This is a genomic window from Streptomyces sp. NPDC037301 (genome assembly GCF_055602785.1).
This window is the reverse complement of sequence record NZ_JBVJWD010000002.1, coordinates 290,719-311,381: the sequence shown is the minus strand read 5'-3', so window position 1 is coordinate 311,381 and position 20,663 is coordinate 290,719. Positions and strand designations below refer to the sequence as shown.

Sequence of the window (20,663 nt, the reverse complement as noted above, 5' to 3'; positions counted from 1 at the left end):
CCAGAGACCCTCCATCCGGGAAGGGGGGGGGTGCGTCCCTCGTCGTTGGTGAGGCGGGGGATCCCGGTCCGTTCTGGGGGTGCGGGCTGTGCGTCGGCGGGGGGGGCGGGGCCCCCCCCCGCGAGCACGGCCGACGTGACGATCGAGGTGAGTACGCTGCCCATTCGCGTCCGCATTCGCATGGCGCAGATGAGAACAGCTCACCCCGAACACCTCAAGAGCAGGTGAGCACAATCTTTCCGAACTGGTCGCCCGCGTCCAGCCGTTCGAATCCCTCGCGGGCCCGGTCCAGGGGCAGCACCTCGTCGATGACGGGCCGTACGCCGGTCGTCGCGCAGAACGCCAGCAGATCCTCCAGCTCGTCCTTGGAGCCCATGGTCGAGCCGACGATCTTCAGCTCCAGGAAGAAGATCCGGGTCAGCTCAGCGTGCGAGGGCCGGTCACCGCTGGTCGCGCCGGAGATGACGAGCGTGCCGCCGGGGCGCAGCGACTTCACCGAGTGGGACCAGGTGGCGGCGCCGACCGTTTCGATGACCGCGTCGACGCGCTGCGGCAGCCGCGCGCCCGGCTCGTACGCCTCGATCGCACCGAGTTCGACGGCGCGCTTGCGCTTGGCCTCGTCGCGGCTGGTGGCGTAGATCCGCAGCCCGGCCGCCCGGCCGAGCACGATCGCGGCGGTGGCGACGCCGCCGCCCGCGCCCTGGACGAGGACCGAATCGCCGGGACGCACCCCGGCGTTGGTGAAGAGCATCCGGTACGCGGTGAGCCAGGCGGTCGGCAGACAGGCGGCCTGCTCGAAGGTGAGCTCCTTCGGCTTGGGCAGCACATTCCAGCTGGGGACGGTGACCTGCTCGGCGAAGGTGCCCTGATAGCGCTCGGTGAGGATGGAACGGGGTTCCTTCGGGCCGACGCCGTGCCCGGTCTGCCCGATGACGGAGTGCAGGACGACCTCGTTGCCGTCCTCGTCGATCCCTGCGGCGTCGCAGCCGAGAATCATCGGCAGCTTGTCCTCGGCGAGACCGACGCCGCGCAGGGACCAGAGATCGTGATGGTTGAGGGAAGCGGCCCGGACGCTGACGGTCGTCCAGCCCGGACGCGCCTCGGGGGCGGGGCGTTCGCCCAGCTCAAGGCCGTTGAGGGGGTGGTCGCGGTCGATGCGGGATGCGTAGGCGGCGAACATGGCCTTGACGATAGGCCGGGGCGCGCGCCGACGTAACCAGCCACGGGTGTGACGCGCACCGCGCAGGGGGCGGGGGCAGAATCAGCCCCTCCCACGGTTGAGGAGCGGGGGTCCGGGGGCGGAGCCCCGGGTTACGGGAAGAGGCGGGGTGGGGACAAGCCCGCCGCAGGCGCACCCCGCACCCGGGAACCCGTCCCCCGCCCCGCCCCGGACCTCAGCGCCGAGCCACGCCCTCCGCCCGCGCCGCCGCGGCCACAGCGGCCGTGACCGCCGGAGCCACCCGCTCGTCGAACGGCGACGGAATCACGTAGTCCGCCGCGAGCTCGTCGCCCACGACATCCGCCAGCGCATTCGCCGCAGCGATCTTCATGCCCTCGGTGATCCGGGAGGCCCGGACCTGAAGGGCACCCGCGAAGATGCCGGGGAAGGCCAGCACGTTGTTGATCTGGTTCGGGTAGTCGGAACGCCCGGTCGCCACGACGGCCGCGTACTTGTGCGCGATGTCGGGGTGGACCTCGGGGTTCGGATTCGCCATGGCGAAGACGAACGCACCCGGCGCCATCGAGGCGACGGCCGCCTCGGGCACCGTACCGCCGGAAACCCCGATGAAGACGTCCGCGCCGGCCAGCGCGCTCTCCAGCGGGCCGGAGATCCCGGCCCGGTTCGTGAGCTCGGCCAGCTCGCGCTTGACGTCCGTCAGGTCCTCGCGGTCCCGGCTGACAATGCCCTTGCGGTCGGCCACGGCGACATCGCCGAGCCCTGCCTCCAGCAGGAACTTGGCGATGGCCACCCCTGCCGCACCGGCGCCGGAGATGACGCCGCGCAGCTCGCCGAGGCTCCGTCCGGACAGCTTCGCGGCGTTGCGCAGGGCCGCGAGCGTCACGACGGCGGTGCCGTGCTGGTCGTCATGGAAGACCGGGATGTCGAGCCGCTCCTGCAGCTTGCGCTCGATCTCGAAGCAGCGCGGCGCCGAGATGTCCTCCAGGTTCACGCCGCCGAAGGACGGCGCGAGCCGGACGACCGTCTCGACGATCTCGTCCGCGTCGGTGGTCGCGAGCGCGATCGGGACCGCGTCGACGCCGCCGAACTGCTTGAACAGGATTGCCTTGCCCTCCATCACGGGGAGGGACGCCTCGGGGCCGATGTCGCCGAGGCCGAGCACCGCGGTGCCGTCGGTCACGACGGCGACGACCTGCGATTTCCAGGTGTAGTCGTGGACCAGCTCGGGATTCTCGGCGATGGCGCTGCACACTTTGGCGACGCCGGGTGTGTACGCGAGGGACAGGTCGTCCTTGTCACGGACGGGAACGGTGGCCTGCACGGCCATCTTGCCGCCGCGGTGGAGCGCGAAGGCCGGATCGAACGGCTCTTCGGTGGCGCTGTCGGTGGTGCTGTCGCTGCGAGGATTGACGATCTCCGCTGCCATGGTGTTGACCCCTTAAGTCTTCAACGTTTGAGGGTGGCCACTCCTGATTGAGGAGGGGTGGGCGGGCACCGCGTACGTTCCCTGCGCCCGGCGGTTGGCCCGCCCCGGCAGGGGGAGATACATACGCGCGGGCGCGCCGCACACGCGCCCTGAGCCCCGGATGAGGGGTGTAAAGGTCTTTCTTACCGGACGGACCACGTCACGGACGAGTCCATACCGACGCGGTGATGTGACTCATAGTCGAATATCTGGACAAGTCAGCCAATTGGCGAAATGGCGTTCACCAGTCGAGACGCGCCGAAAATCCTCCGGTGTCAAGAAGAAAACCCCACAGATGGTCCGGCCTTGATGTACCGGCCCCTTGAGGTTCGGGGATCGCCCGTTACCCGATTTTGACATGACTGGCCCCCTGTTTGGGCAAATCCGAATGGCAAGATGCCGTAATCGCACAGGGCGGCGACATCCGACATCGTGTGTCATACCGCCTGGCACCACCCTCATCTGCCGGAGGAACCCGATCATGACCGCAAGCACCACACGCCGTACGGCCGCGAAGTCCCGGATTGCAGCGGTCGGCGCCATCGCGGTCGCCGGCACCATGCTGCTGACCGCCTGCGGCGACCAGACCAAGAGCGGATCCAACAGCTCCGGCTCGACGAAGACCAATGACTCCGCAGCTGCCGCCCTCCTGCCGCAGGAGATCAAGGACAAGGGCATCATCAAGGTCGGTTCGGACATCGCGTACCCGCCGGTGGAGTTCAAGGACAAGTCCGGCAAGACGGTCGGCATCGACCCCGACCTCGGTGCCGCGCTCGGCAAGGAGCTCGGCGTGACGTTCCAGTTCGAGAACGGCACGTTCGACACGCTGATCACCGGCCTGCGCTCCAAGCGCTACGACCTGGCGATGTCGTCGATGACCGACACCAAGGACCGCCAGGAGGGCGTCGACTCCGAGACGAAGAAGAAGGTCGGCGAGGGTGTCGACTTCGTCGACTACTTCAGCGCCGGTGTCTCGATCTACACCAGGAAGGGCGACGACCAGGGCATCAAGACCTGGGCGGACCTCTGCGGCAAGAAGATCGCCGTCCAGCGCGGCACGGTCTCGCACGACCTCGCCAAGTCCGAGTCGAAGAAGTGTACGGGCGGCAAGAAGATCGCCATGGAGACCTTCGACAACGACCTGGAGGCCCAGACCCGGCTGCGCAGCGGCGGCGCCGACGCCGGCTCCTCCGACTTCCCGGTGGCCGCGTACGCGGTGAAGACCTCGGGCGGCGGCAAGGACTTCCAGCTCGTCGGCGAGCAGGTCGAGGCCGCCCCGTACGGCATCGCCGTCGCCAAGGGCAACGACCAGCTGACCAAGGCCGTTCAGGCGGCCCTGGACGCGATCATCAAGAACGGCGAGTACGGAAAGATCATCTCCAAGTGGGGCGTCGAGGCGGGCGCGGTCACCGAGGCCAAGCTGAACGGCGGATCCTGAGACGGCTCCGGCGCTGAAAGGCTCTTCCTGTGACTGACATCGAGAAGACGGGCCCGGCCGACCAGCCGCCCATACCCACCACCCCGCCGGCCGGACCGGAGGCGATCAAGGCCATTCCGGTCCGGCACTACGGCCGGTACGTCTCGGCCGTCATCGCCATCGCCGCGCTCGTCGCGATCATCTACGCGTTCAGCCAGGGCAAGATCAACTGGGGTGCGGTCCCCGACTACTTCTTCGACGACCGCATCATCAAGGGCGTCGGCCAGACCCTGCTGCTGACCGCCCTGTCGATGGTGATCGGCATCGTCGGCGGCGTCCTGCTGGCCGTCATGCGGCTGTCGAAGAACCCGGTGACCTCGTCGATCGCCTGGTTCTACATCTGGTTCTTCCGCGGCACCCCGGTCCTGGTCCAGCTGTTCGTCTGGTTCAACCTGGGTCTGGTCTTCGAGTACATCAACCTCGGACCGGTCTACAAGGACTACTGGTCGAGCTTCATGACGCCGCTGCTGACGGCGCTGCTCGGCCTGGGCCTCAACGAGGCCGCCTACATGGCGGAGATCTGCCGTGCGGGTCTGCTCTCGGTCGACGAGGGCCAGACGGAGGCGTCGCACGCGCTGGGCATGAGCCACGGCAAGACCCTGCGGCGCGTCGTGATCCCGCAGGCGATGCGGGTGATCGTGCCGCCGACGGGCAATGAAGTCATCAACATGCTCAAGACGACGTCGCTGGTGGCGGCCGTGCAGTTCTACGAGCTGTTCAAGTACGCCCAGGACATCGGGCAGTCGTCCGGAGCCCCGGTCGAGATGTACTTCCTGGCCGCGGCCTGGTACTTGATCATGACCTCGGTGCTGAGCATCGGCCAGTTCTACCTGGAGCGGTACTACGCACGCGGGTCCAGCCGCAGCCTGCCGCCCACCCCGCTGCAGAAGATCAGGGCCAACCTGCTGTCCCTGAGCCGCCCGAAGGGAGGCATGGCATGACCGCCATGGTGAAGGCCGAGGGCGTCCACAAGTCCTTCGGCGCCGCGCACATCCTCAAGGGCATCGACCTGGAGGTCGCCCCGCGCGAGGTCTTCTGTCTGATCGGCCCGTCCGGTTCCGGCAAGTCGACCTTCCTGCGGTGCATCAACCACCTGGAGCAGATCAACGCCGGCCGGCTGTACGTCGACGGCGAGCTGGTGGGCTACCGCCAGAAGGGCGACAAGCTCTACGAGCTCAAGGACAGCGAAGTCGCCCTGAAGCGCCGGGACATCGGCATGGTCTTCCAGCGCTTCAACCTCTTCCCTCATATGACGGCGATCGAGAACGTCATGGAGGCTCCGGTCCAGGTCAAGGGCGAGGCGAAAGCAGTGGCCAGGGCCCGGGCGGAGCGTCTGCTGGACCGGGTGGGACTCGCCGACAAGGCGAAGAACTACCCCTCCCAGCTCTCCGGCGGCCAGCAGCAGCGGGTGGCGATCGCCCGCGCCCTGGCCATGGAGCCGAAGCTGATGCTCTTCGACGAGCCAACGTCGGCGCTCGACCCGGAACTGGTGGGCGATGTCCTGGACGTCATGCGCGGTCTCGCGGAGGACGGCATGACGATGATCGTCGTGACCCATGAGATGGGCTTCGCCCGTGAGGTCGGCGATGCGCTGGTCTTCATGGACGACGGCGTGGTGGTCGAGTCGGGCCACCCGCGCGACGTACTGACCAACCCGCAGCACGACCGGACGAAGTCGTTCCTGTCGAAGGTGCTCTAGGGATACGTGGAAGAGGGCGGTACGAACCCGGACAGGGTTCGTACCGCCCTCTTCCACGTATCCCTGGTTCCTCGGGTACGCAGCCCGTCGGGGGTGGCCCCTTAGTCGGCTTGCCCAGGTTCTTGGCCCGGTCGGAGCTATCGAGCCGCGCGGCGCGTCCGCGGTGCCGCCGATGGGATAGCCGACGCTGCGACCGTCTTGTCCCTCCGTTCCGAGCAGTGTGCCCGTGGCCTTGAGACGCTCAGGTCCTCCCATTGACCTCCTTCCCGCACACAAGTGTGAGGGAATTCTCTCCCTGGCGTCCGTTGGCACGGTTCGCCTTGAGCCGGGTTCCTGGTTCCTCCCCGCCCCCGGGCGGGAGTTGTGCACGCTGCCGGGACGTGTCCTGGTCCTACGTGCGCTCCGCAGGCGTTTACCTTGCCCGTTGCCGAGCGAGGGCCCCCGGTCCGGGGGTGGGTGGTGCTGTCTATTGGGCCGCTGCCCGGATGCGCCTTCCTTCGTACTTGATGTTCTGGCCCGCGTTGTGGTCCCGGTCATGCCAGGTGCCACACCCGCTACAGGTCCATGCCCGGAGGCGCAGGGGCTTGGGCCCGTCACGGTGTCCGCATACGGAACACACCTGAGAAGACGGGAAAGTGCGGTCCACCTTGGTCAGGGTGCGCCCGTACCGGGTCGCCTTGTAGTCCAGCATGGTCACAAAGGCGGACCATCCCGCGTCGTGCACCGACTTGGCCAGGCGGGTGCGGGCAAGTCCTTTCACATTCAGGCTCTCCACGCTGACGGCTTGGTTCTCGCGGATCAGCTTCGTGGACAGCTTGTGGTGAAAGTCCCTGCGCGCATCGGCCACCTTCGCATAAGCGCGGGCGACCCTTATCCGCTGCTTGTTCCGGTTCCTCGACCCTTTCGCCTTACGGGACAGCCGACGCTGCTCCCTCTTCAGCTTCTTCTCCGCCTGGCGCAGGAACCGGGGCGACTTCACGCGGGAGCCGTCCGCCATCACGGCGAAATGAGTCAGTCCCAAGTCGACGCCCTGATCCGAATCGAGCGCGGGCAAGATCTCGTCCGCCGGGTCGGTCTCCACGACGAAGGAGCAGAAGTACCGGCCGGACGCGTCCTTGATCACCGTTACCGTGGCAGGCGCGGACGGAAGCCGACGCGACCAGCGGACCTTCCCGGCCCGATCGCTCGGTGGTCCTCTTCGCCTCGGTGATGTACCGCTTCGACAGCTCCGCCTACTTCAGGAACGGCTCGCCCGAAGCGTGTGCGTCCCGCCGTGCCCGCAGACAGTCGTTCCACACCACCCGCGCACAACCGAACGCCCCTGACAACGCGATGCGCTGACTTGGCGTCGGCTCGATGCGGAAGGAGTAGCGAAGCTGCACATATCCGACCGTACAACCATCACCCGCCCACGGGTACGACAAGATCAGAATTGGCAGACATTGTCACTTCGCTGTTCACAGCCGCACGATTCCCACGATCGGATAGCAGCGCAGCCCGTTCGTCCGCGCACACCTGTCGCGCGACAAACGGCACGCGAAGGCGTGCAGCGCGGCATCGTCATCGATCCGCATCGTCAGCACCCCTCTCCAGGTCTGCGGGTGCGGGCTGTCTCACCCTTCCAATGCGGCGGGCTGCGGCAGAAGACAGAAAGAGAAGGGGCGGCGCGGGCCCTGGAAACCGCCCCGTGCCCGTACCACCCCTTCCCGCGCATACCGCCGCTACTTCACGGCCAGCACCAGGCTGTCCGACGGGGATGTCCAGACGGCCCGCGCCTCACCGAACCCCGCCCCGCGCAGGGTGTCGGCGTGCCACCGCACGGACGGCATGTCGCCGTCCGCGTGCTCGCCGTAGATCTTGTACCGCTCCGCGGTCGGCCCGGCGAGAACCGGGTCCTTGGCGGCGAGGGCCCACCAGTCCGCCCAGTCGAGAGCGCCGGCGGCCTTGGCACGGTCCATGGTCGCGTGCCGGTGGGCGCGTTCGGCCGCGTTGATACGGGGGGTCTCGGTGTCGATCATGTGGTCGGCGTTCATGAACACTCCGCCGTCCCTGACGAGTCCGCCGATCCGCCGGTAGAGCGCGGTGAGCGGTTCGGTGTGCAGCCAGTGCAGGGCGGTGGCGGTGAGGACGGCGTCGTACGAGTCGTACGGCAACTGCCCTGTCCAGTCCGGGTCCTTGAGGTCGGCGGTGACGAAGGTGACGCGCTCGTCGCCGTCGAAGTAGCCGCGGGCGATGGCGAGGAGCGCCGGGTCGAGGTCGACGCCCGTGCTGGTGGCCTCGGGGAACCGCTTGAGCAGCCGGTCCGTAATACTTCCCGTACCGCATGCGAGGTCGAGCACTCTCGGCCGGGGCCCCACAATGGCCTCGACCATGTCCAGCATCACCCGGAACCGTTCCTCGCGGTCGGGCATGTACCACTCCTGCTGCCGGTCCCAGCTCTCCTGCCAGGCCGCCCAGTCAGTACCTGTCAGTGTCTCCGCCACGAGGAACCTCCCATGTAATACCCTGGAACAGTAAAAGACCATTACATCGTTCGCTGCATCGACTTTAGACCGACGCCGTAAGGACTACAAGTGGAACTGGCCTATTACTCGGACTATGCCGTGCGTCTGGTCAACACCGAGGAGCCGGCCCGCAACAAGGACTCCCTCACCTCCGTCGAGGCGGTCCGCGAGCTGTTCGGCGCCAACGGACAGGCGGCCCGGCGGGCAACCGACGCGGATGTGACCCGCTTCCGGTCCGTACGGGCACGGTTGCGCGCGGTCTTCGAAGCGGCCGACGGCGGTGACCAGACACTCGCCGTCGACCTGCTCAACTCACTGCTGCTGGAATTCCCGGTCAGCCCGCAGATCTCCGGGCACGATCTGCGCGACGAGGACGGCAAGCCTGACTGGCACATGCACCTGGCCGACCACCCGTCGAACGCGACGGCCGGGTACGCCGCCATCGCGGCGATGGGCCTCGCCTTCCATCTCACCTCGTACGGTGTGGACCGGCTCGGCGTGTGCGAGGCGGCGCCGTGCCGCAACGCCTATCTCGACACCTCGACCAACCGCTCCCGCCGCTACTGCTCGGACCGCTGCGCGACCCGCGCCAACGTGGCCGCCTACCGGGCCCGCAAGCGCCTGGAGACGGAACGGGCCGCCGACACCGGCCGCAGCGCGGAAACCGCCCAGGTCACCACACCCCACAGCGACCGCTGATCCTCCTTCAGCGGTCGATAGCGCGCCCGGACCCTGGCCAGCACGAGCTCCTCGGGCACCGTCCCGTAATCCGTGCTGTCACCGCCCGCGAAGGGATTGTCGGCCAGCACCCACCAGCCGCCCCGACGACGCTCGGCGGCCCGCTTGACGATCAGCAGATCCTGCTGGAACGGATGGCGCAGAATCACCACGTCCCCGGGGCGCACCGTCGCCCCGTACTGCACGAGCAGCCAGTCCCCGTGATGGAGCGTGGGCACCATCGACGGCCCCGTCACCTCCACCACCTGGAACGGCACGCGCGCAGCCAGCCCCCGCCCGGGCTGCTCCTGCGTCAGTTCAGGCAACTCCGGCACCTCCCGCATCTCTCCGGCACCTCCCCGGTCCGTCCGGTACACCGTCCCGTACAGCGTTCCGTACATTCGGCCACTGGGCCCATCCTCACCCTGGACTTTTGACCTAAGCCCATGGGGGCACCCACTAAATCCCGTCTCTCACGGAGTAATGTCCCACCTGAGAAGACGATCACGAGGAAGGACAGCTCAATGCTTTCCCGCCTGTTTGCCCCCAAGGTGAAGGTCAGCGCCCACTGCGACCTGCCCTGCGGCGTGTACGACCCGGCCCAGGCCCGCATCGAGGCGGAGTCCGTCAAGGCCGTCCAGGAGAAGTACCAGGCCAACGAGGACCCGCACTTCCGGGCCCGCGCGGTGGTCATCAAGGAGCAGCGCGCCGAGCTCGCCAAGCACCACGTCTCGGTGCTGTGGAGCGACTACTTCAAGCCCCCGCACTTCGAGAAGTACCCGGAGCTGCACCAGCTGGTCAACGACGCCCTGAAGGCGCTGTCGGCCGCGAAGGCCTCCACGGACCCGGCGACGGGCCAGAAGGCGCTGGACTACATCGCCCAGATCGACAAGATCTTCTGGGAGACCAAGAAGGCCTGATCGCCCCGCCCCGGCGACCGCGGCTCCGCCGCAGGCCGGACGGACAGTCAGAAGGGCCCGACCGCTTCGACCGGTCGGGCCCTTCCGCGTTCCCGGAACGTCCGGGAGACGTACGGGAAATGCGGTCAGCCGATCGGCTGCGGAGCCGGCGGGATTCGAACCCGCGGACGGGGAGGGCAGGTCCGCCCGAACCCCCTCAGTCGGCATGCGGGGGAACTCCCGCACGCCGATCGCAATGGGCCGCTCTGCCACGGCTCCGCAACCTGCGGGACTGCGCAGTCCCGTTCCGGTAAGCGTAGAGTCAACACCCGGCAGGAGACAGCTGTTTGTCCGGCGCAAGGGTCACGCCGCCCGGCGGGGTCTCCGCCGTCACCATGACCTCACCGGCGCTCGTCCAGTCGGGGCCGTATGGAGCCGAACGGCGCTGATACCCCTCTTCGTGGCGGACGGGAATGGTCCCGGCCCGGACCGGACACCCGCTGAGCCGCGGCTGTCCGCCGTGGCCCGGGGTGCCGCCAATGCCCCCCATATGCGATATGCGACCGACGAGTTTCCGGGACGAGGTCAGTCGGTATGGGTGGACATGCGCACACGACGGACATGCGCTCACGACAGGAGACAGCGATGACCACCAAGGGCTTCACCACATGTCTGTGGTTCGACGGGCAGGCCGAGGAGGCGGCGGAGTACTACCTCTCGGTCTTCAAGAACTCCCGCCTCGGCAGGATCGGCCGCTACACCGAAGCAGGGCCCGGGCCCGCCGGATCGACGATGGCGGTCGAGTTCGAGATCAACGGCCAGAAGTTCGTCGGGCTGAACGGCGGACCGCAGTTCACCTTCAACGAATCCATCTCGTTCCAGATCCACTGCTCGGACCAGGACGAGGTGGACCACTACTGGAGCAGTCTCACCGACGGGGGCGAAGAAGGGCCCTGCGGCTGGCTGAAGGACAGATACGGCGTCTCCTGGCAGGTCGTCCCCGAGGCGCTGATCGCTCTGATCGGCGACCAGGACGCCGAAAAGGCCGCGCGGACCACCGCGGCGATGATGACCATGAAGAAGCTGGACATCGCCGCGCTGCAGAAAGTGCACGACGAGGGCTGACAGGGCGGAGATGCCGGACGGGGGTCGATCCGTCCGGCATCTCCGCGTCGTCGGCGGGCGGGCCGTTGCTCACCGACGCGCGCCACCACCTGCTCGACGCGGACCGAGGAAGGCGCCGGCGAGCAGGGCGCCGGCCAGGACCAGTGCCGAGTCGACCAGGATCGCGACCGAGACTCCCGACAGCACACCCTCGGGTCCGGTGTCACCGAGGGCGGACATCCGCGCGGTGGCGACGGCGCTCATCACCGGGATGCCCATGGTGATGCCGACCTGCTGGGTCATGGTGGCGAGGCCGGTGGCCAGGCCCTGTTCCTCGTCGGGGAGACCGGAGGTCGCGGTGACCATGAAGCCGACGATCATCAGCATGTTGCCGATGCCGCCGATGAAGGTGGCCACCAGCAGAAGCCAGATCCAGGCCCCCGATGTCCCGAGCGCCACCAGGCAGAGCGTGGCGACGGCCTGGATGACGCCGCCGGCGACGATGGTCGTACGGCTGCCGTACCGGCCGACCGCACGGCCGCCGAACGCGCCGCCGGTCACGGTGCCGATGCCCAGGACACCGAAGGCGAGACCGGTGGCGAGCGGTGAGTAGCCGAGGACCTCTTGCAGATAGAGGGTGAGCAGGAAGACCAGTGAGGTCTCGGTGACGAAGGCGATCAGGCCGGCGGTGTTGCCCCAGATGACGCTGCGCCGTTTCAGGATGCGAACGGGGACCAGGGGCGAGGCGGCCCTCTTCTCGACGTACCAGAAGCCGAGGAGGAGCGCGAGACCTGCGAGGAGTGCGGCCAGGGTGGTGGGCGTGGTCCAGCCGGACTCGCCGGCCTGGGTCAGTCCGTAGACGAGCAGAAGCAGTCCGCCGGTGACGGTCACGGCTCCGGGGACATCGAGCCGGGGGCGTCGTGCGGGGCGCGAGTCGGTGATGACGGCCGGGGCGAGGGAGACCACCAGGGCGGCCACGGGCACGTTGATGAAGAAGGCCCAGCGCCAGGAGAGCAGATCGGTGAGCAGGCCGCCGAGGATGGCTCCGGCGGTGAATCCGGCGGACATCAGTGCGCCGTTGAGACCCAGCGCGCGTTCCCGCAGCGGGCCTTCCTTGAAGGCCGTGGTCAGCAGCGCGAGTCCGGCCGGGGTGACCGCCGCCGTCGCGAGACCCTGCAACACCCGGGCGGTGAGCAGGACTTCGGGCGAGGTGGCGAGACCGCCCAGGGCGGAGGAGAGACCGAGGACGACCATGCCGCCCAGGAACAGCCTTTTACGGCCCACGAGATCGGCCACGCGGCCGAACAGCAACGTGAAGCCGGCGGCGGCGAGCGCGAACGCGGTGGCGATCCACTGCAGGTGGGAGAGGGAGAAGCCGAGGCCCTCGCCGACGACCGGCAGTGTGACGTTCAGGATCGAGAAGTCCACGGCGATCATGAACTGGGCGCCGAGGAGAAGAGCGAGGACCAGCTTCTGCCGTCCGGTCATACGGATTTTCGGGGACGGCACGGCGGAAGCGGCATCGGTGATGTCGGGAGACTGGGCCCGGCTGGGTGCGGACATGACTGCCCTTCCTCAGGGAGAGGTATTAATGGGACTATGGTTCCGTTAATGTGGGAGTCACCGTAGCAGAGGAAGCTTCACTAATGGAACTGGAGACCCGTTATGACTTCTGAGGGTGTGGACCCCGGCACCGTCCGGCCCGGTGGCCGTACCGCCCGGGTCCGTGAATCGGTCCTGCGGGCCGCAGGCGATGCTTTGGCCGAGCACGGCTTCGACCGCCTGGACCTCGCCGATGTCGCGCGCCGCGCGGAAGTCGGCAAGACGACCGTCTACCGGCGCTGGTCCACCCCCACCGGCCTGATCGCCGACCTGCTCGACGACATGGCCGAGCAGTCCTCACCCCGTACGGACACAGGTTCCCTGGCCGAGGACCTCCGGGCCAATGCGCGGCTGGTGGTCACCACCCTCACCGATCCACGGCAGGGGGCCCTCTTCAAGTCCGTGATCGCCGCGGCAACCTGCGACCCACGCACGGCCGAGGCCCTGCACCGCTTCTACGCGATCCGCATCAAGGAGTGGTCCGGCTGCGTCACCGAGGCCGTCGAACGCGGGGAGCTGCCCGCGGGCACGGACGCGGAAGAGGTGATCCGCGCCGTATCGGCCCCCCTCTACTACCGGCTGCTGGCCAGCGGCGACCCGCTCGACGCGGCGGCGGCAGATCGCGCCGCCGCGGCCGCGACCGCGGCGGCGCGGGCGGGCGCGTACGTGAGGTGAGGGGTGGTCAGCCGACCGGGTGGGCACGCAGACGTGCTGCCCACGGGTGGCCGGTGCCCTGGGCCAATGTGATCGTCTCGGTCAGCCAGGCGCGCTGGTCCGCGGTGAGGGCCGGCAGCGCCGTCGCGAAGTCCTGTTCGTCCTTGGGTCGCGGGGACTTGGCCTTGTACAGGAGCTGCACCTCAGGAGAGAGGTATGGGACGCCGTCCTTCGAGACCCGGCCGAGCCGGTCGAGCGGGAGCCGGATGCGGGGATCGCGGCGGAACAGCCAGTCGGTGCCCTCCGTGTCGTCGAGCGTGAGCTGGATGCGCCAGGGCTCGGCGGGCCCGGGGCGGCACCAGATGTCGTGGACGTACGGCGGCAGGACTTCGCCGGGGAGCCAGGGGCGCAGGGTGCCGGGAGGATCGGCGGCCCACCACTCCCAGCCCGCCAGGATCTGCTGGGCGGTGAGCTGGTCACGGCGGAGCAGGAGTACGTCGATGTCGCCGTGGTCCCGGAAGGTGTGGCCCACGGCGAGTTCGACCGCGTATCCGCCCGCGATCCACCAGGAGGCGCGCAACGGGGCGAAGAGGCGGGCAGCCTCTTCGAGCGGGGCCGGATCCCATGGACCCCAGGGGGATTCCGTACGCATGGGCTGCCGGCCCCTCTCCTCTTCCGGTGTCGCCCGCCGTGGCGTCAGTCCGTTTTCAGCAGATGCCGACAGCTGTCCGGATGCTCCCTCAGATAGGTGGCCAGGCTCATCGCCGGATGCCCGGTGAGGTTCGGTACGGCGTCCGAGACCGTGGACATCTCGCCGGTGGCGATGGCCTCGTACGACGTCACCCAGCCGGCCACCTCCCAGTCCTCGGCACCGTACTGCGCCCGTGAGGCATAGGCCTCCTCGCGGGTCTCCGGTACATAGGTGATGGTCCGGCCGGTGACCCGGCCGATCTCCTCGGCCGCTTCGGCGAGGGTGAACGCCTCGGGGCCCGTGAGGTCGTACGTGACCCCGTCGTGGCGGGTGTCGGTACTCTCGGTGTCGGCCGGCAGCACGGCGGCCGCGGCGTCCGCGATGTCCTCGTGCGCCACCGCCGCCACCCGGCCGTCGCCACCCGGACCGCGCAGCACCCCGTCGGCTCCGGTCATCGCCGGGAGCCCGGCGAGGTACAGGCTGTCGCGCAGGAAGGTGTAGCGGACATCTGCGGCCCGGATGTGCGCCTCGGTGTGCCAGTGGTCCCGGGCGAAGGTGAACGTCGCGTCCGGCGCCGCGCCGAGGAAGGAGATGTACACGATGCGTTCGACGCCCACCGCGACCGCCGCGTCCACCGCCGTCGTGTGCTGGCGCACCCGGTCGGGGCTCTCGTGCGCCGAAACGAGGAACAGCGTGTGCGCCCCGGCGAGGGCGCGGCGCATGGCCTCCCCGTCACCGTAGGGGGCGGGCGGTGCGGCGACGGCGCCGGGCAGCTCCGGCAGCCGGGACGGGTCGCGGCCGAGGAGCCGCACGGGCACACCGGCACGCACCAGGCGCTGTGCGACTCGGCCGCCGACCGCACCGCTCGCGCCGGTGACGGCGACGATGGGGGCGCTTGGGTCCGTGGGGGGTGGGGGGTTCATGCGGGGTCGCCTTCCTTTCGCAGCCAGGGGCGCACCTCCACGACCGCGTCCACCGGGACGGGTCCGTAGATGTGCGGGAACTCCTCGCCGCCGGGCGCGACGGGCTCGTACCGTACGGGTGCCGGGAGACGGGCGGGATCGATGACGAGGACCACCAGATCCTGGTCACCGGTCCCGGCCCGGCTCCCGGCGCCGTACAGCATCTCGGCCACGCCTGCGAGCTGGTGCGGCAGCGAGCAGTGGATGAAGCCCTCTTCGTGCAGGGTGCGGCCGCGGGTGGACATCTCGTACGTCCCGATCCCGCGGGCCGCCTCCCACAAGGGGCCTTCGGTGAGGTGCAGCAGCAGTTCGGCCATGGGCCAAAACTAGCTGCGTCGACGCGCCCTGCGGGCCATCAGCGCGGCCGCCGATCCGGCAGCGAGCAGAACTGCGGCAATGCTGCCGAGAATCCATTCACCGCCGTGGGAACCCGTGTTCGGGAGCGAGCCCCTGTGGCCGGCGCCGTCCGGCCGATTGTGGTCGGGAGTGGGTGGGGGTGGGCTTCGGTGCGGGGGCCGTCTCCGTAGGGGCCGGGGTGGGTGATTCCGAATCCGAGGGGGTCAGGGTGGGCCGGCCCGTTTCCGATGCACCCGGGAATACCCCGATACGTAGGGCCGCCGCATCGGGGCACACCGTGCGGGCGAGCGCGCGTCAGGCCGTATCCGCCAGCAGCTCGGCCTCCACCCGCGGGTCCAGACCGACCGCGGCCCGGTCCGGCCGTTGCGGGGCCGCGCCGTCCAGTTCGACCAGCCACTTCCAGGTATCGGCGACCGTCTCGTAGACCGGCCGGCACCGCAGACCGGCCGCGTACGCCTTGCTGACGTCACCCTGGTGCAGGGTGTCGTACAGCTCGCCCGGCGGCAGCCAGATGGGCAGGTCGCTCCAGGGCTCCACACCTGCCGCGAGGATGGTCCGAGCGGGTGTCCAGCGAAGTTCCGCGTCTGAGCCGGTGGCGCGTACACAGGCGTCCAGCAGCTGCCCCATGGTGGCGTGGCCGGGGCGGCTGACCAGGTTGTACGGCCCGTGCAGACCACCGCGACCCGCGTCCAGGAGCCAATCGGCGAGGTCGCGGGCGTCGATGTACTGGAGCGTCAGGTCCGGTGTCCCCGGGGCCAGTACGCGCCCGCCTCGGGCGATCCGCAGCAGCCACCAGGGCAGTCTGCCCACGTTCTCCCAGGGGCCCAGGATCAGTCCCGCTCGGGCCAGCAGGGCCCGGTCCCCGAAGGCGTCGAGTGCGGCCAGTTCGCCGCCGCGTTTGGCAAGGGGGTACGAGACGTCCCCACCGGCGTCGGGCGAGGCACCGGCCACCAGCGGGCCGTCCTCGGGCAGACCGGCCGGGGCCGGGTAGTCGTACACGGAACGGCTGGAAACGTATGCGTAGCGGGCGGCCCGGTCGGCCAGCAGACGGGCCGCGTCCCGTACGGCCGAGGGGGCGCCGCTCCAGGTGTCGACGACCAGGTCCCACTCGGGCGTGCCCCCGTGGCGGCCGGCGGCTGCGGCCAGCGCGGCGAGGCCGTCGCCGGTGGCGCGGTCACCGAGGAGTTCCGTCACGCCCTGCGGGGGTGCGTGACGGCCTCGGTGGAACACCGTGACCTCCCAGCCGCGCGCGAGCGCCGCCTCGGTGACGGCGCGACCGACGAATTCCGTACCGCCCAGCATCAGAAGCCTCATGGGACCGACTCTGCCCGCGGGACGGCCGGACCGGAACAGCTCCTCGCTCTCGGCGGAATCGGACAGCGGACCTTCACGGTGTGCGGGCGAGCGGGCTGCGGTTGCGCAGCAGCCACTGGTGGTACCCGGCCGCCCGCTGGGCCGCCTCCCGGTAGGCCGCCTCCAGCTCCCCGTACACCGTCGCCATGTCGGCACCCGGCCGGGACACCAGCAGCAGCCGTACGGCCAGGGGGTCGTCGCGCAGCGGACGGATCGCCATGTCGTCGCGCGGCCCGGAGGTGGGCTGGCAGGGTGCGACCGCCTCGCCGAGCACCACGAGGGACGCGGCGGTGAGGTAGTCGCCGTGCAGGACGGTCGGCGCGAGGCCCGCCTCGTCGAACACCCGGCGCAGCCCGTCCCATTCGCCGTCCACCGTGGGGTCGACCATCCACCGGTCGGCGGCCAGGTCCCCGAGGTCGACCACGGGCCGGGCGGCGGCGGGATGGTCCCGGGCCATGGAGATGAACTGCGGCTCACGGTCCAGGAGTACGCGTTGCTCCAGGCCCTCCGGGACGGCCAGCGGACAGCCCTCGACCTCGTGCACGAAGGCGACATCGAGCCCGCCCGCATCGACCGTATGCAGCAGGGCACTGGCCGATACGTCGACCCGCAGCGAGATGTCCGTGCCGGGCAGCCGGAGCCGCAGCCTGCGCAGCCAGCCGCCGATCACCCGGCTCGCGGTGCAGCCGATGCGCAGCCGCGGGCCCGAGGCGCGGACCGCGCCGGCCTCCGCCTTCGCCTCGCTGACCAGGGCGGTCATTCCGTCGACCAGAGGGCGGGCCCGGCTGAGGACGGAGCGGCCGAGCAACGTCGGCCGGCAACCGGTCCGTTCACGGCTGAACAACTCGGCACCCAGAGTGTTCTCGATCCGCCGCAGCTGGGTGGTCAGGGAGGGCTGGCTCACGCCCAGCCTGCGGGCCGCTCGGTGCAGGCTGCCCGTGTCAGCGATGGCGCACAGCGCCCTGAGGTGTCTCACCTCAAGCTCCATACGGTCGAGCGTAGGACGGCGGGCCACTGTCGCACCAGACGCCCCAATCCCATCAAAGCCCTTTAATTCAACTGGAGTTGGTGGAGACGTCGACAACGGCACCGGGGGCGGCGATAGGCCGGTGCTATCGCCGGTTGACATCATCCGCCACGGCTTCCGCTCCCCGACACTCTCTCCGTACCGCACCCCGTCCGAGTCCGATGACCGGACGGGTTCATCGGACAGGCAATCGGTAGGAGACCCCCCATGAGACACCCCAGGACCGTCATGTCGGCCGTGGTCGGCCTCGGCTTCGGACTCGCGGCCGCGCTGGGCACCGCACCCGCCATCGCCTCCTCTCCCGCACCCGCCGCCGCCTCGGAGGCTCACGCGGGCTACACCTCCGGCTCCGGGTCGCACGAGAGCGCCGCCGCGAACAAGGCGTTCTTCGAGGCGGTCGCCAAGTCCGTCGCCAAGAAGCGGGCGGCGAACCCCGGCGCCCAGGCGGTCACCATCGTCTACAGCACCGCCAACGCGCCGAGCTTCCGCACCCAGATAGCCAACAGCGCGCAGATCTGGAACAGCTCGGTCTCCAACGTCCGGCTGCAGGAAGGCTCGAACGCCGACTTCGCCTACTACGAGGGCAACGACCCGAGCGGCTCGTACGCCAGCACCGACGGGCACGGCAACGGCTACATCTTCCTCGACTACGCGCAGAACCAGCAGTACAACTCGACCCGCGTCACCGCGCACGAGACCGGTCATGTGCTCGGCCTGCCGGACCACTACTCCGGTCCGTGCAGCGAGCTGATGTCGGGCGGCGGCCCCGGCACGTCCTGCACGAATCCCTACCCCAACGCGAACGAGCGCAGCCGGGTGAACAACCTGTGGCAGAACGGCTTCGCGGCCGCACTCGCCCGCAGCGGCTCCTGACCACTGTCCGGCCGCTCAGCGGCACCGGGGGCCACCTCGTAGGACGGGGTGGCCCCTTGGGCGTCCGACGGACAGGTGAATGCTCGCCCCCACTCGATCCGCCCGCAGCGAACGGGCCGGGTGTGCCACTCGTTCCCGGGGATGCTGGAAACGGCCGCCACAGACGGGCCGTCCCCCATGGAGGTACGAGCGTGAGCGAGCGTCCCGATTCCCTGTACGAAGCCGTCGGCGGCATGGACCCACTGCGCCGGCTGAGCAACACCTTCTACGACAACGTGCTGGCGGATCCGCTGCTCGCACCCGTCTTCGCGGATTTCACCCCGACCCATATCGAGCATGTCGCCGTCTGGCTGGCCGAGATCTTCGACGGTCCCACCGACTTCACCGCGCAACACGGCGGCCACCAGGCCCTGTTGCGCGCCCACCTCGGGCTGTCCATCACCGAGCCGCAGCGGCTGCGCTGGATGGAGCTGATGACGGACGCCGTCGAGAAGGAACTCCCGGACGACGCGCTGCTGCGCCGCCGGGTCCTGGAGTACTTCGACTGGGGCACGGGCGTCGCCCGCGATGTGTCGGCGTCCCCGGTCGGCGAGGACCTCGGCGATCCCGGCCCGACGCCGCGCTGGGGCTGGGACGGCCTGCGCCGGCCTACGGGTTGTTGAGTGCGGTACGGACCAGGGTCAGCAGCTCGTCCTCCGTCATCCCCAGCTCGCGCGCGTCCGCGACCACTTCGCGTACGCGTTCCAGCAGCCGGGCCCGGTGCGGGGATGCGCCGCCGGTGACGACCGCACCGCGCCCCCGGCGCAGTTCGATCAGCCCCTCCTCGCGGAGCTGCTGATAACCCCGCAGCACCGTATGGACATTGACCCCCAGGGAATCGGCGAGCACCCGGGCGGCGGGCAGACGCTCGCCCGGCACCACCGCCCCCTCGGCAACGGCGCGGCGCACGGACGCCGCGATCTGATCACCGAGCGGCACGGTGGACGTGGGATCGACCCGGAAGAGCATGGTCAGTGCTCCGCTCGGTGCTGGTCGATGAGGGTGTTGAGGAGCGCGGCGCCGGTCGCCGAATCGTCGACGGTCACCGCGAAGTCCCGGCCGCCGGCCAGTGTCGCCACGATTCCCTCACCGGAGCGGATCATGACACCGCTCCGTCCCGGGCGGATGCGATACCCCCAGCCCCCATACTCAGCAAGGGGGTTGATGTCCCTGCTGGTCGCGGCCTCGATCCGGTCGAGCGGCACTCTGAGGCGCGGCCAGGGCAGCATTCCCGAGATGGTGATGCCGCGCCGGTCCACCACCACGTACGGCCGGGCGAAGGCGGCCAGCAGCACACCGAGGAGGAGCAGCGGAATCGCGGCCGCCCAGCCCGAGACGAACAGCAGCACCACCCCGCCGGCCACGAGCGCGAGCGCGATCAGCGGCAGCCACCAGCTCCCGGTGCTGCGCGCCCATCCGGCGACCTCCCCGTCGGCGAGCACGATCCGCGCGCCGCCCCCGGCCTGCCCGGTCGCGGCCGGCTGCTTCGGTACGGGACCGAGCGCGGCCAGCACCATCCCCAGCCCTCCGGCGAGCACTGCGACTCCCAGGGCGACCGCGAGCTGCCACATCGGGAATGACACACCTTGCGCCTCCCCCTGCGCATTCTCACCGGCATCCACGTTGGCGAGCAGCACGGCTGCCATCACCCAGCCGAGGAATCCGGCGAAGGCATATCCACCGGCCACCAGCCAGCGGTAGGCCCACCCGTAGAACTTCCCCCGCAGCACCGTGAGGGCCCACAGAGCACCGGTCACGGCGAACAGCAGAACGTCGGCCACGGCGTGCCACACCTGCCCCGTATAGCCGTCCGCCCGGCCATCGGCCCGGAAATGACTGGCCAGCTGTCCGGGAAGCCGGTCTCGGAAGACGGCGAGCAGCACCAGATCGGCGACGAGCGCGAGCAGGAACGGCAGGGCGACGAGCGTCGCGCGGCCCAGATTCTTACGCATCATGAAAACCTCCATTGTTTGCATGCTAGTAGAACAATGGAGATGCGGCAAAGCTTTGACGGCATGCCATTGGGATGGCATGCCGTCGGGGATGGCGGGATCAGGTAC

The 20,663-nt window shown here is 69.5% G+C and carries 22 protein-coding genes, 1 tRNA gene and 1 pseudogene; 9 read left to right on the top strand and 15 right to left on the bottom strand.

Annotated features, from left to right (window positions below):
* Positions 1-214: 214 nt before the first annotated feature.
* Together ACZ7IB_RS04755 and ACZ7IB_RS04750 are read right to left on the bottom strand one after the other, a co-directional pair.
* Positions 215-1,180 (bottom strand): zinc-binding dehydrogenase, encoded by a 966-nt coding sequence (locus ACZ7IB_RS04755; protein ID WP_470909163.1) that lies wholly within the window; start codon positions 1,178-1,180, stop codon positions 215-217.
* Positions 1,181-1,394: 214 nt separating this feature from the next.
* Positions 1,395-2,606, bottom strand: a complete 1,212-nt coding sequence (locus ACZ7IB_RS04750) for an NAD(P)-dependent malic enzyme (protein WP_327272973.1) — start codon at positions 2,604-2,606, stop codon at positions 1,395-1,397.
* A 520-nt stretch (positions 2,607-3,126) separates the two neighbouring features.
* Between ACZ7IB_RS04750 and ACZ7IB_RS04745 the strand changes: the two genes are divergently transcribed.
* From ACZ7IB_RS04745 to ACZ7IB_RS04735, 3 genes are read left to right on the top strand one after another with little or no spacing between them, the layout of a single operon-like run.
* Positions 3,127-4,083 (top strand): ABC transporter substrate-binding protein, encoded by a 957-nt coding sequence (locus ACZ7IB_RS04745; RefSeq protein WP_470909162.1) that lies wholly within the window; start codon positions 3,127-3,129, stop codon positions 4,081-4,083.
* 29 nt (positions 4,084-4,112) lie between these two features.
* Positions 4,113-5,063, top strand: coding sequence for an amino acid ABC transporter permease (locus tag ACZ7IB_RS04740; RefSeq protein ID WP_470909160.1), 951 nt, complete (start codon positions 4,113-4,115; stop codon positions 5,061-5,063).
* On the top strand, positions 5,060-5,821 hold the full coding sequence (locus tag ACZ7IB_RS04735) for an amino acid ABC transporter ATP-binding protein (RefSeq protein ID WP_383971833.1): 762 nt from the start codon (positions 5,060-5,062) through the stop codon (positions 5,819-5,821). Before ACZ7IB_RS04740 ends, ACZ7IB_RS04735 begins: the two co-directional genes overlap by 4 nt.
* A gap of 502 nt (positions 5,822-6,323) precedes the next feature.
* Here the strand turns inward: ACZ7IB_RS04735 and ACZ7IB_RS04730 are convergent.
* Both ACZ7IB_RS04730 and ACZ7IB_RS04725 read right to left on the bottom strand, forming a co-directional pair.
* A pseudogene (locus ACZ7IB_RS04730) lies at positions 6,324-7,203 on the bottom strand (RNA-guided endonuclease InsQ/TnpB family protein); the annotation flags it as partial.
* A gap of 339 nt (positions 7,204-7,542) precedes the next feature.
* Complete coding sequence (locus tag ACZ7IB_RS04725; protein ID WP_470909158.1) at positions 7,543-8,346, bottom strand: class I SAM-dependent methyltransferase; 804 nt, start codon at positions 8,344-8,346, stop codon at positions 7,543-7,545.
* A 48-nt stretch (positions 8,347-8,394) separates the two neighbouring features.
* On the opposite strand from ACZ7IB_RS04725, the gene ACZ7IB_RS04720 reads away from it, so the two are divergent.
* The gene (locus tag ACZ7IB_RS04720; protein WP_470909156.1) at positions 8,395-9,024 is read left to right on the top strand and encodes a CGNR zinc finger domain-containing protein; all 630 of its coding nucleotides are present in this window, start codon (positions 8,395-8,397) and stop codon (positions 9,022-9,024) included.
* On the opposite strand, the gene sodX is transcribed toward ACZ7IB_RS04720, so the two are convergent.
* Positions 8,928-9,386, bottom strand: a complete 459-nt coding sequence (gene sodX, locus ACZ7IB_RS04715) for a nickel-type superoxide dismutase maturation protease (RefSeq protein ID WP_470909523.1) — start codon at positions 9,384-9,386, stop codon at positions 8,928-8,930. The genes ACZ7IB_RS04720 and sodX overlap by 97 nt on opposite strands.
* Positions 9,387-9,566: 180 nt before the next feature.
* Between sodX and sodN the strand changes: the two genes are divergently transcribed.
* Positions 9,567-9,962 carry a superoxide dismutase, Ni gene (sodN, locus tag ACZ7IB_RS04710; RefSeq protein WP_093899557.1) on the top strand — a complete coding sequence of 132 codons (396 nt, stop codon included), beginning with the start codon at positions 9,567-9,569 and terminating at the stop codon, positions 9,960-9,962.
* Positions 9,963-10,102: 140 nt separating this feature from the next.
* Here the strand turns inward: sodN and ACZ7IB_RS04705 are convergent.
* A tRNA-OTHER gene (locus tag ACZ7IB_RS04705) sits at positions 10,103-10,220 on the bottom strand.
* A 366-nt stretch (positions 10,221-10,586) separates the two neighbouring features.
* Between ACZ7IB_RS04705 and ACZ7IB_RS04700 the strand changes: the two genes are divergently transcribed.
* Positions 10,587-11,066, top strand: a complete 480-nt coding sequence (locus ACZ7IB_RS04700; protein WP_470909154.1) for a VOC family protein — start codon at positions 10,587-10,589, stop codon at positions 11,064-11,066.
* A 69-nt stretch (positions 11,067-11,135) separates the two neighbouring features.
* On the opposite strand, the gene ACZ7IB_RS04695 is transcribed toward ACZ7IB_RS04700, so the two are convergent.
* Positions 11,136-12,608 (bottom strand): MFS transporter, encoded by a 1,473-nt coding sequence (locus ACZ7IB_RS04695; protein ID WP_470909152.1) that lies wholly within the window; start codon positions 12,606-12,608, stop codon positions 11,136-11,138.
* A 102-nt stretch (positions 12,609-12,710) separates the two neighbouring features.
* Between ACZ7IB_RS04695 and ACZ7IB_RS04690 the strand changes: the two genes are divergently transcribed.
* Positions 12,711-13,322, top strand: a complete 612-nt coding sequence (locus tag ACZ7IB_RS04690) for a TetR/AcrR family transcriptional regulator (protein ID WP_470909150.1) — start codon at positions 12,711-12,713, stop codon at positions 13,320-13,322.
* Positions 13,323-13,329: 7 nt separating this feature from the next.
* Here the strand turns inward: ACZ7IB_RS04690 and ACZ7IB_RS04685 are convergent, their stop codons facing one another.
* The 6 genes from ACZ7IB_RS04685 to ACZ7IB_RS04660 form a co-directional block, all read right to left on the bottom strand.
* The gene (locus tag ACZ7IB_RS04685; protein ID WP_470909148.1) at positions 13,330-13,953 is read right to left on the bottom strand and encodes a nucleotidyltransferase domain-containing protein; all 624 of its coding nucleotides are present in this window, start codon (positions 13,951-13,953) and stop codon (positions 13,330-13,332) included.
* 44 nt (positions 13,954-13,997) lie between these two features.
* On the bottom strand, positions 13,998-14,915 hold the full coding sequence (locus ACZ7IB_RS04680) for an NAD(P)H-binding protein (RefSeq protein ID WP_470909146.1): 918 nt from the start codon (positions 14,913-14,915) through the stop codon (positions 13,998-14,000).
* The gene (locus ACZ7IB_RS04675) at positions 14,912-15,271 is read right to left on the bottom strand and encodes a DUF952 domain-containing protein (protein ID WP_470909144.1); all 360 of its coding nucleotides are present in this window, start codon (positions 15,269-15,271) and stop codon (positions 14,912-14,914) included. The genes ACZ7IB_RS04680 and ACZ7IB_RS04675 overlap by 4 nt, the downstream gene beginning before the upstream one ends.
* Before the next feature lie 9 nt (positions 15,272-15,280).
* Positions 15,281-15,505 carry an LPXTG cell wall anchor domain-containing protein gene (locus ACZ7IB_RS04670; RefSeq protein ID WP_470909522.1) on the bottom strand — a complete coding sequence of 75 codons (225 nt, stop codon included), beginning with the start codon at positions 15,503-15,505 and terminating at the stop codon, positions 15,281-15,283.
* A 100-nt stretch (positions 15,506-15,605) separates the two neighbouring features.
* Positions 15,606-16,613, bottom strand: coding sequence for an NAD-dependent epimerase/dehydratase family protein (locus tag ACZ7IB_RS04665; protein ID WP_470909520.1), 1,008 nt, complete (start codon positions 16,611-16,613; stop codon positions 15,606-15,608).
* Positions 16,614-16,698: 85 nt separating this feature from the next.
* A complete protein-coding gene (locus ACZ7IB_RS04660; RefSeq protein ID WP_470909143.1) occupies positions 16,699-17,652 on the bottom strand; it encodes a LysR family transcriptional regulator in 954 nt (317 codons plus the stop codon).
* A gap of 246 nt (positions 17,653-17,898) precedes the next feature.
* Here ACZ7IB_RS04660 and snpA point away from each other — a divergent pair, with 246 nt between their 5' ends.
* Positions 17,899-18,564 (top strand): snapalysin, encoded by a 666-nt coding sequence (gene snpA, locus ACZ7IB_RS04655; protein ID WP_470909142.1) that lies wholly within the window; start codon positions 17,899-17,901, stop codon positions 18,562-18,564.
* Positions 18,565-18,755: 191 nt separating this feature from the next.
* Positions 18,756-19,226, top strand: coding sequence for a group II truncated hemoglobin (locus ACZ7IB_RS04650; protein WP_470909140.1), 471 nt, complete (start codon positions 18,756-18,758; stop codon positions 19,224-19,226).
* On the opposite strand, the gene ACZ7IB_RS04645 is transcribed toward ACZ7IB_RS04650, so the two are convergent.
* Positions 19,213-19,572: a GntR family transcriptional regulator gene (locus tag ACZ7IB_RS04645; protein ID WP_351256520.1), complete on the bottom strand. Its 360-nt coding sequence runs from the start codon at positions 19,570-19,572 to the stop codon at positions 19,213-19,215. The two genes, ACZ7IB_RS04650 and ACZ7IB_RS04645, sit on opposite strands and share 14 nt — an antisense overlap.
* A 2-nt stretch (positions 19,573-19,574) precedes the next feature.
* Positions 19,575-20,558 carry an SdpI family protein gene (locus ACZ7IB_RS04640; RefSeq protein WP_470909138.1) on the bottom strand — a complete coding sequence of 328 codons (984 nt, stop codon included), beginning with the start codon at positions 20,556-20,558 and terminating at the stop codon, positions 19,575-19,577.
* Between the last annotated feature and the right edge of the window lie 105 nt (positions 20,559-20,663).

Coding starts and splice junctions, on each gene's coding strand:
- ACZ7IB_RS04660 (WP_470909143.1), bottom strand. CDS start 17,652: ATGGAGCTTGAGGTGAGACACCTCAGGGCGCTGTGCGCCATCGCTGAC.
- ACZ7IB_RS04750 (WP_327272973.1), bottom strand. CDS start 2,606: ATGGCAGCGGAGATCGTCAATCCTCGCAGCGACAGCACCACCGACAGC.
- ACZ7IB_RS04700 (WP_470909154.1), top strand. CDS start 10,587: ATGACCACCAAGGGCTTCACCACATGTCTGTGGTTCGACGGGCAGGCC.
- ACZ7IB_RS04695 (WP_470909152.1), bottom strand. CDS start 12,608: ATGTCCGCACCCAGCCGGGCCCAGTCTCCCGACATCACCGATGCCGCT.
- ACZ7IB_RS04685 (WP_470909148.1), bottom strand. CDS start 13,953: ATGCGTACGGAATCCCCCTGGGGTCCATGGGATCCGGCCCCGCTCGAA.
- ACZ7IB_RS04755 (WP_470909163.1), bottom strand. CDS start 1,180: ATGTTCGCCGCCTACGCATCCCGCATCGACCGCGACCACCCCCTCAAC.
- ACZ7IB_RS04735 (WP_383971833.1), top strand. CDS start 5,060: ATGACCGCCATGGTGAAGGCCGAGGGCGTCCACAAGTCCTTCGGCGCC.
- snpA (WP_470909142.1), top strand. CDS start 17,899: ATGAGACACCCCAGGACCGTCATGTCGGCCGTGGTCGGCCTCGGCTTC.
- ACZ7IB_RS04725 (WP_470909158.1), bottom strand. CDS start 8,346: ATGGTCTTTTACTGTTCCAGGGTATTACATGGGAGGTTCCTCGTGGCG.
- ACZ7IB_RS04680 (WP_470909146.1), bottom strand. CDS start 14,915: ATGAACCCCCCACCCCCCACGGACCCAAGCGCCCCCATCGTCGCCGTC.
- sodX (WP_470909523.1), bottom strand. CDS start 9,386: ATGCGGGAGGTGCCGGAGTTGCCTGAACTGACGCAGGAGCAGCCCGGG.
- ACZ7IB_RS04690 (WP_470909150.1), top strand. CDS start 12,711: ATGACTTCTGAGGGTGTGGACCCCGGCACCGTCCGGCCCGGTGGCCGT.
- ACZ7IB_RS04645 (WP_351256520.1), bottom strand. CDS start 19,572: ATGCTCTTCCGGGTCGATCCCACGTCCACCGTGCCGCTCGGTGATCAG.
- ACZ7IB_RS04640 (WP_470909138.1), bottom strand. CDS start 20,558: ATGATGCGTAAGAATCTGGGCCGCGCGACGCTCGTCGCCCTGCCGTTC.
- ACZ7IB_RS04675 (WP_470909144.1), bottom strand. CDS start 15,271: ATGGCCGAACTGCTGCTGCACCTCACCGAAGGCCCCTTGTGGGAGGCG.
- ACZ7IB_RS04665 (WP_470909520.1), bottom strand. CDS start 16,613: ATGCTGGGCGGTACGGAATTCGTCGGTCGCGCCGTCACCGAGGCGGCG.
- ACZ7IB_RS04745 (WP_470909162.1), top strand. CDS start 3,127: ATGACCGCAAGCACCACACGCCGTACGGCCGCGAAGTCCCGGATTGCA.
- sodN (WP_093899557.1), top strand. CDS start 9,567: ATGCTTTCCCGCCTGTTTGCCCCCAAGGTGAAGGTCAGCGCCCACTGC.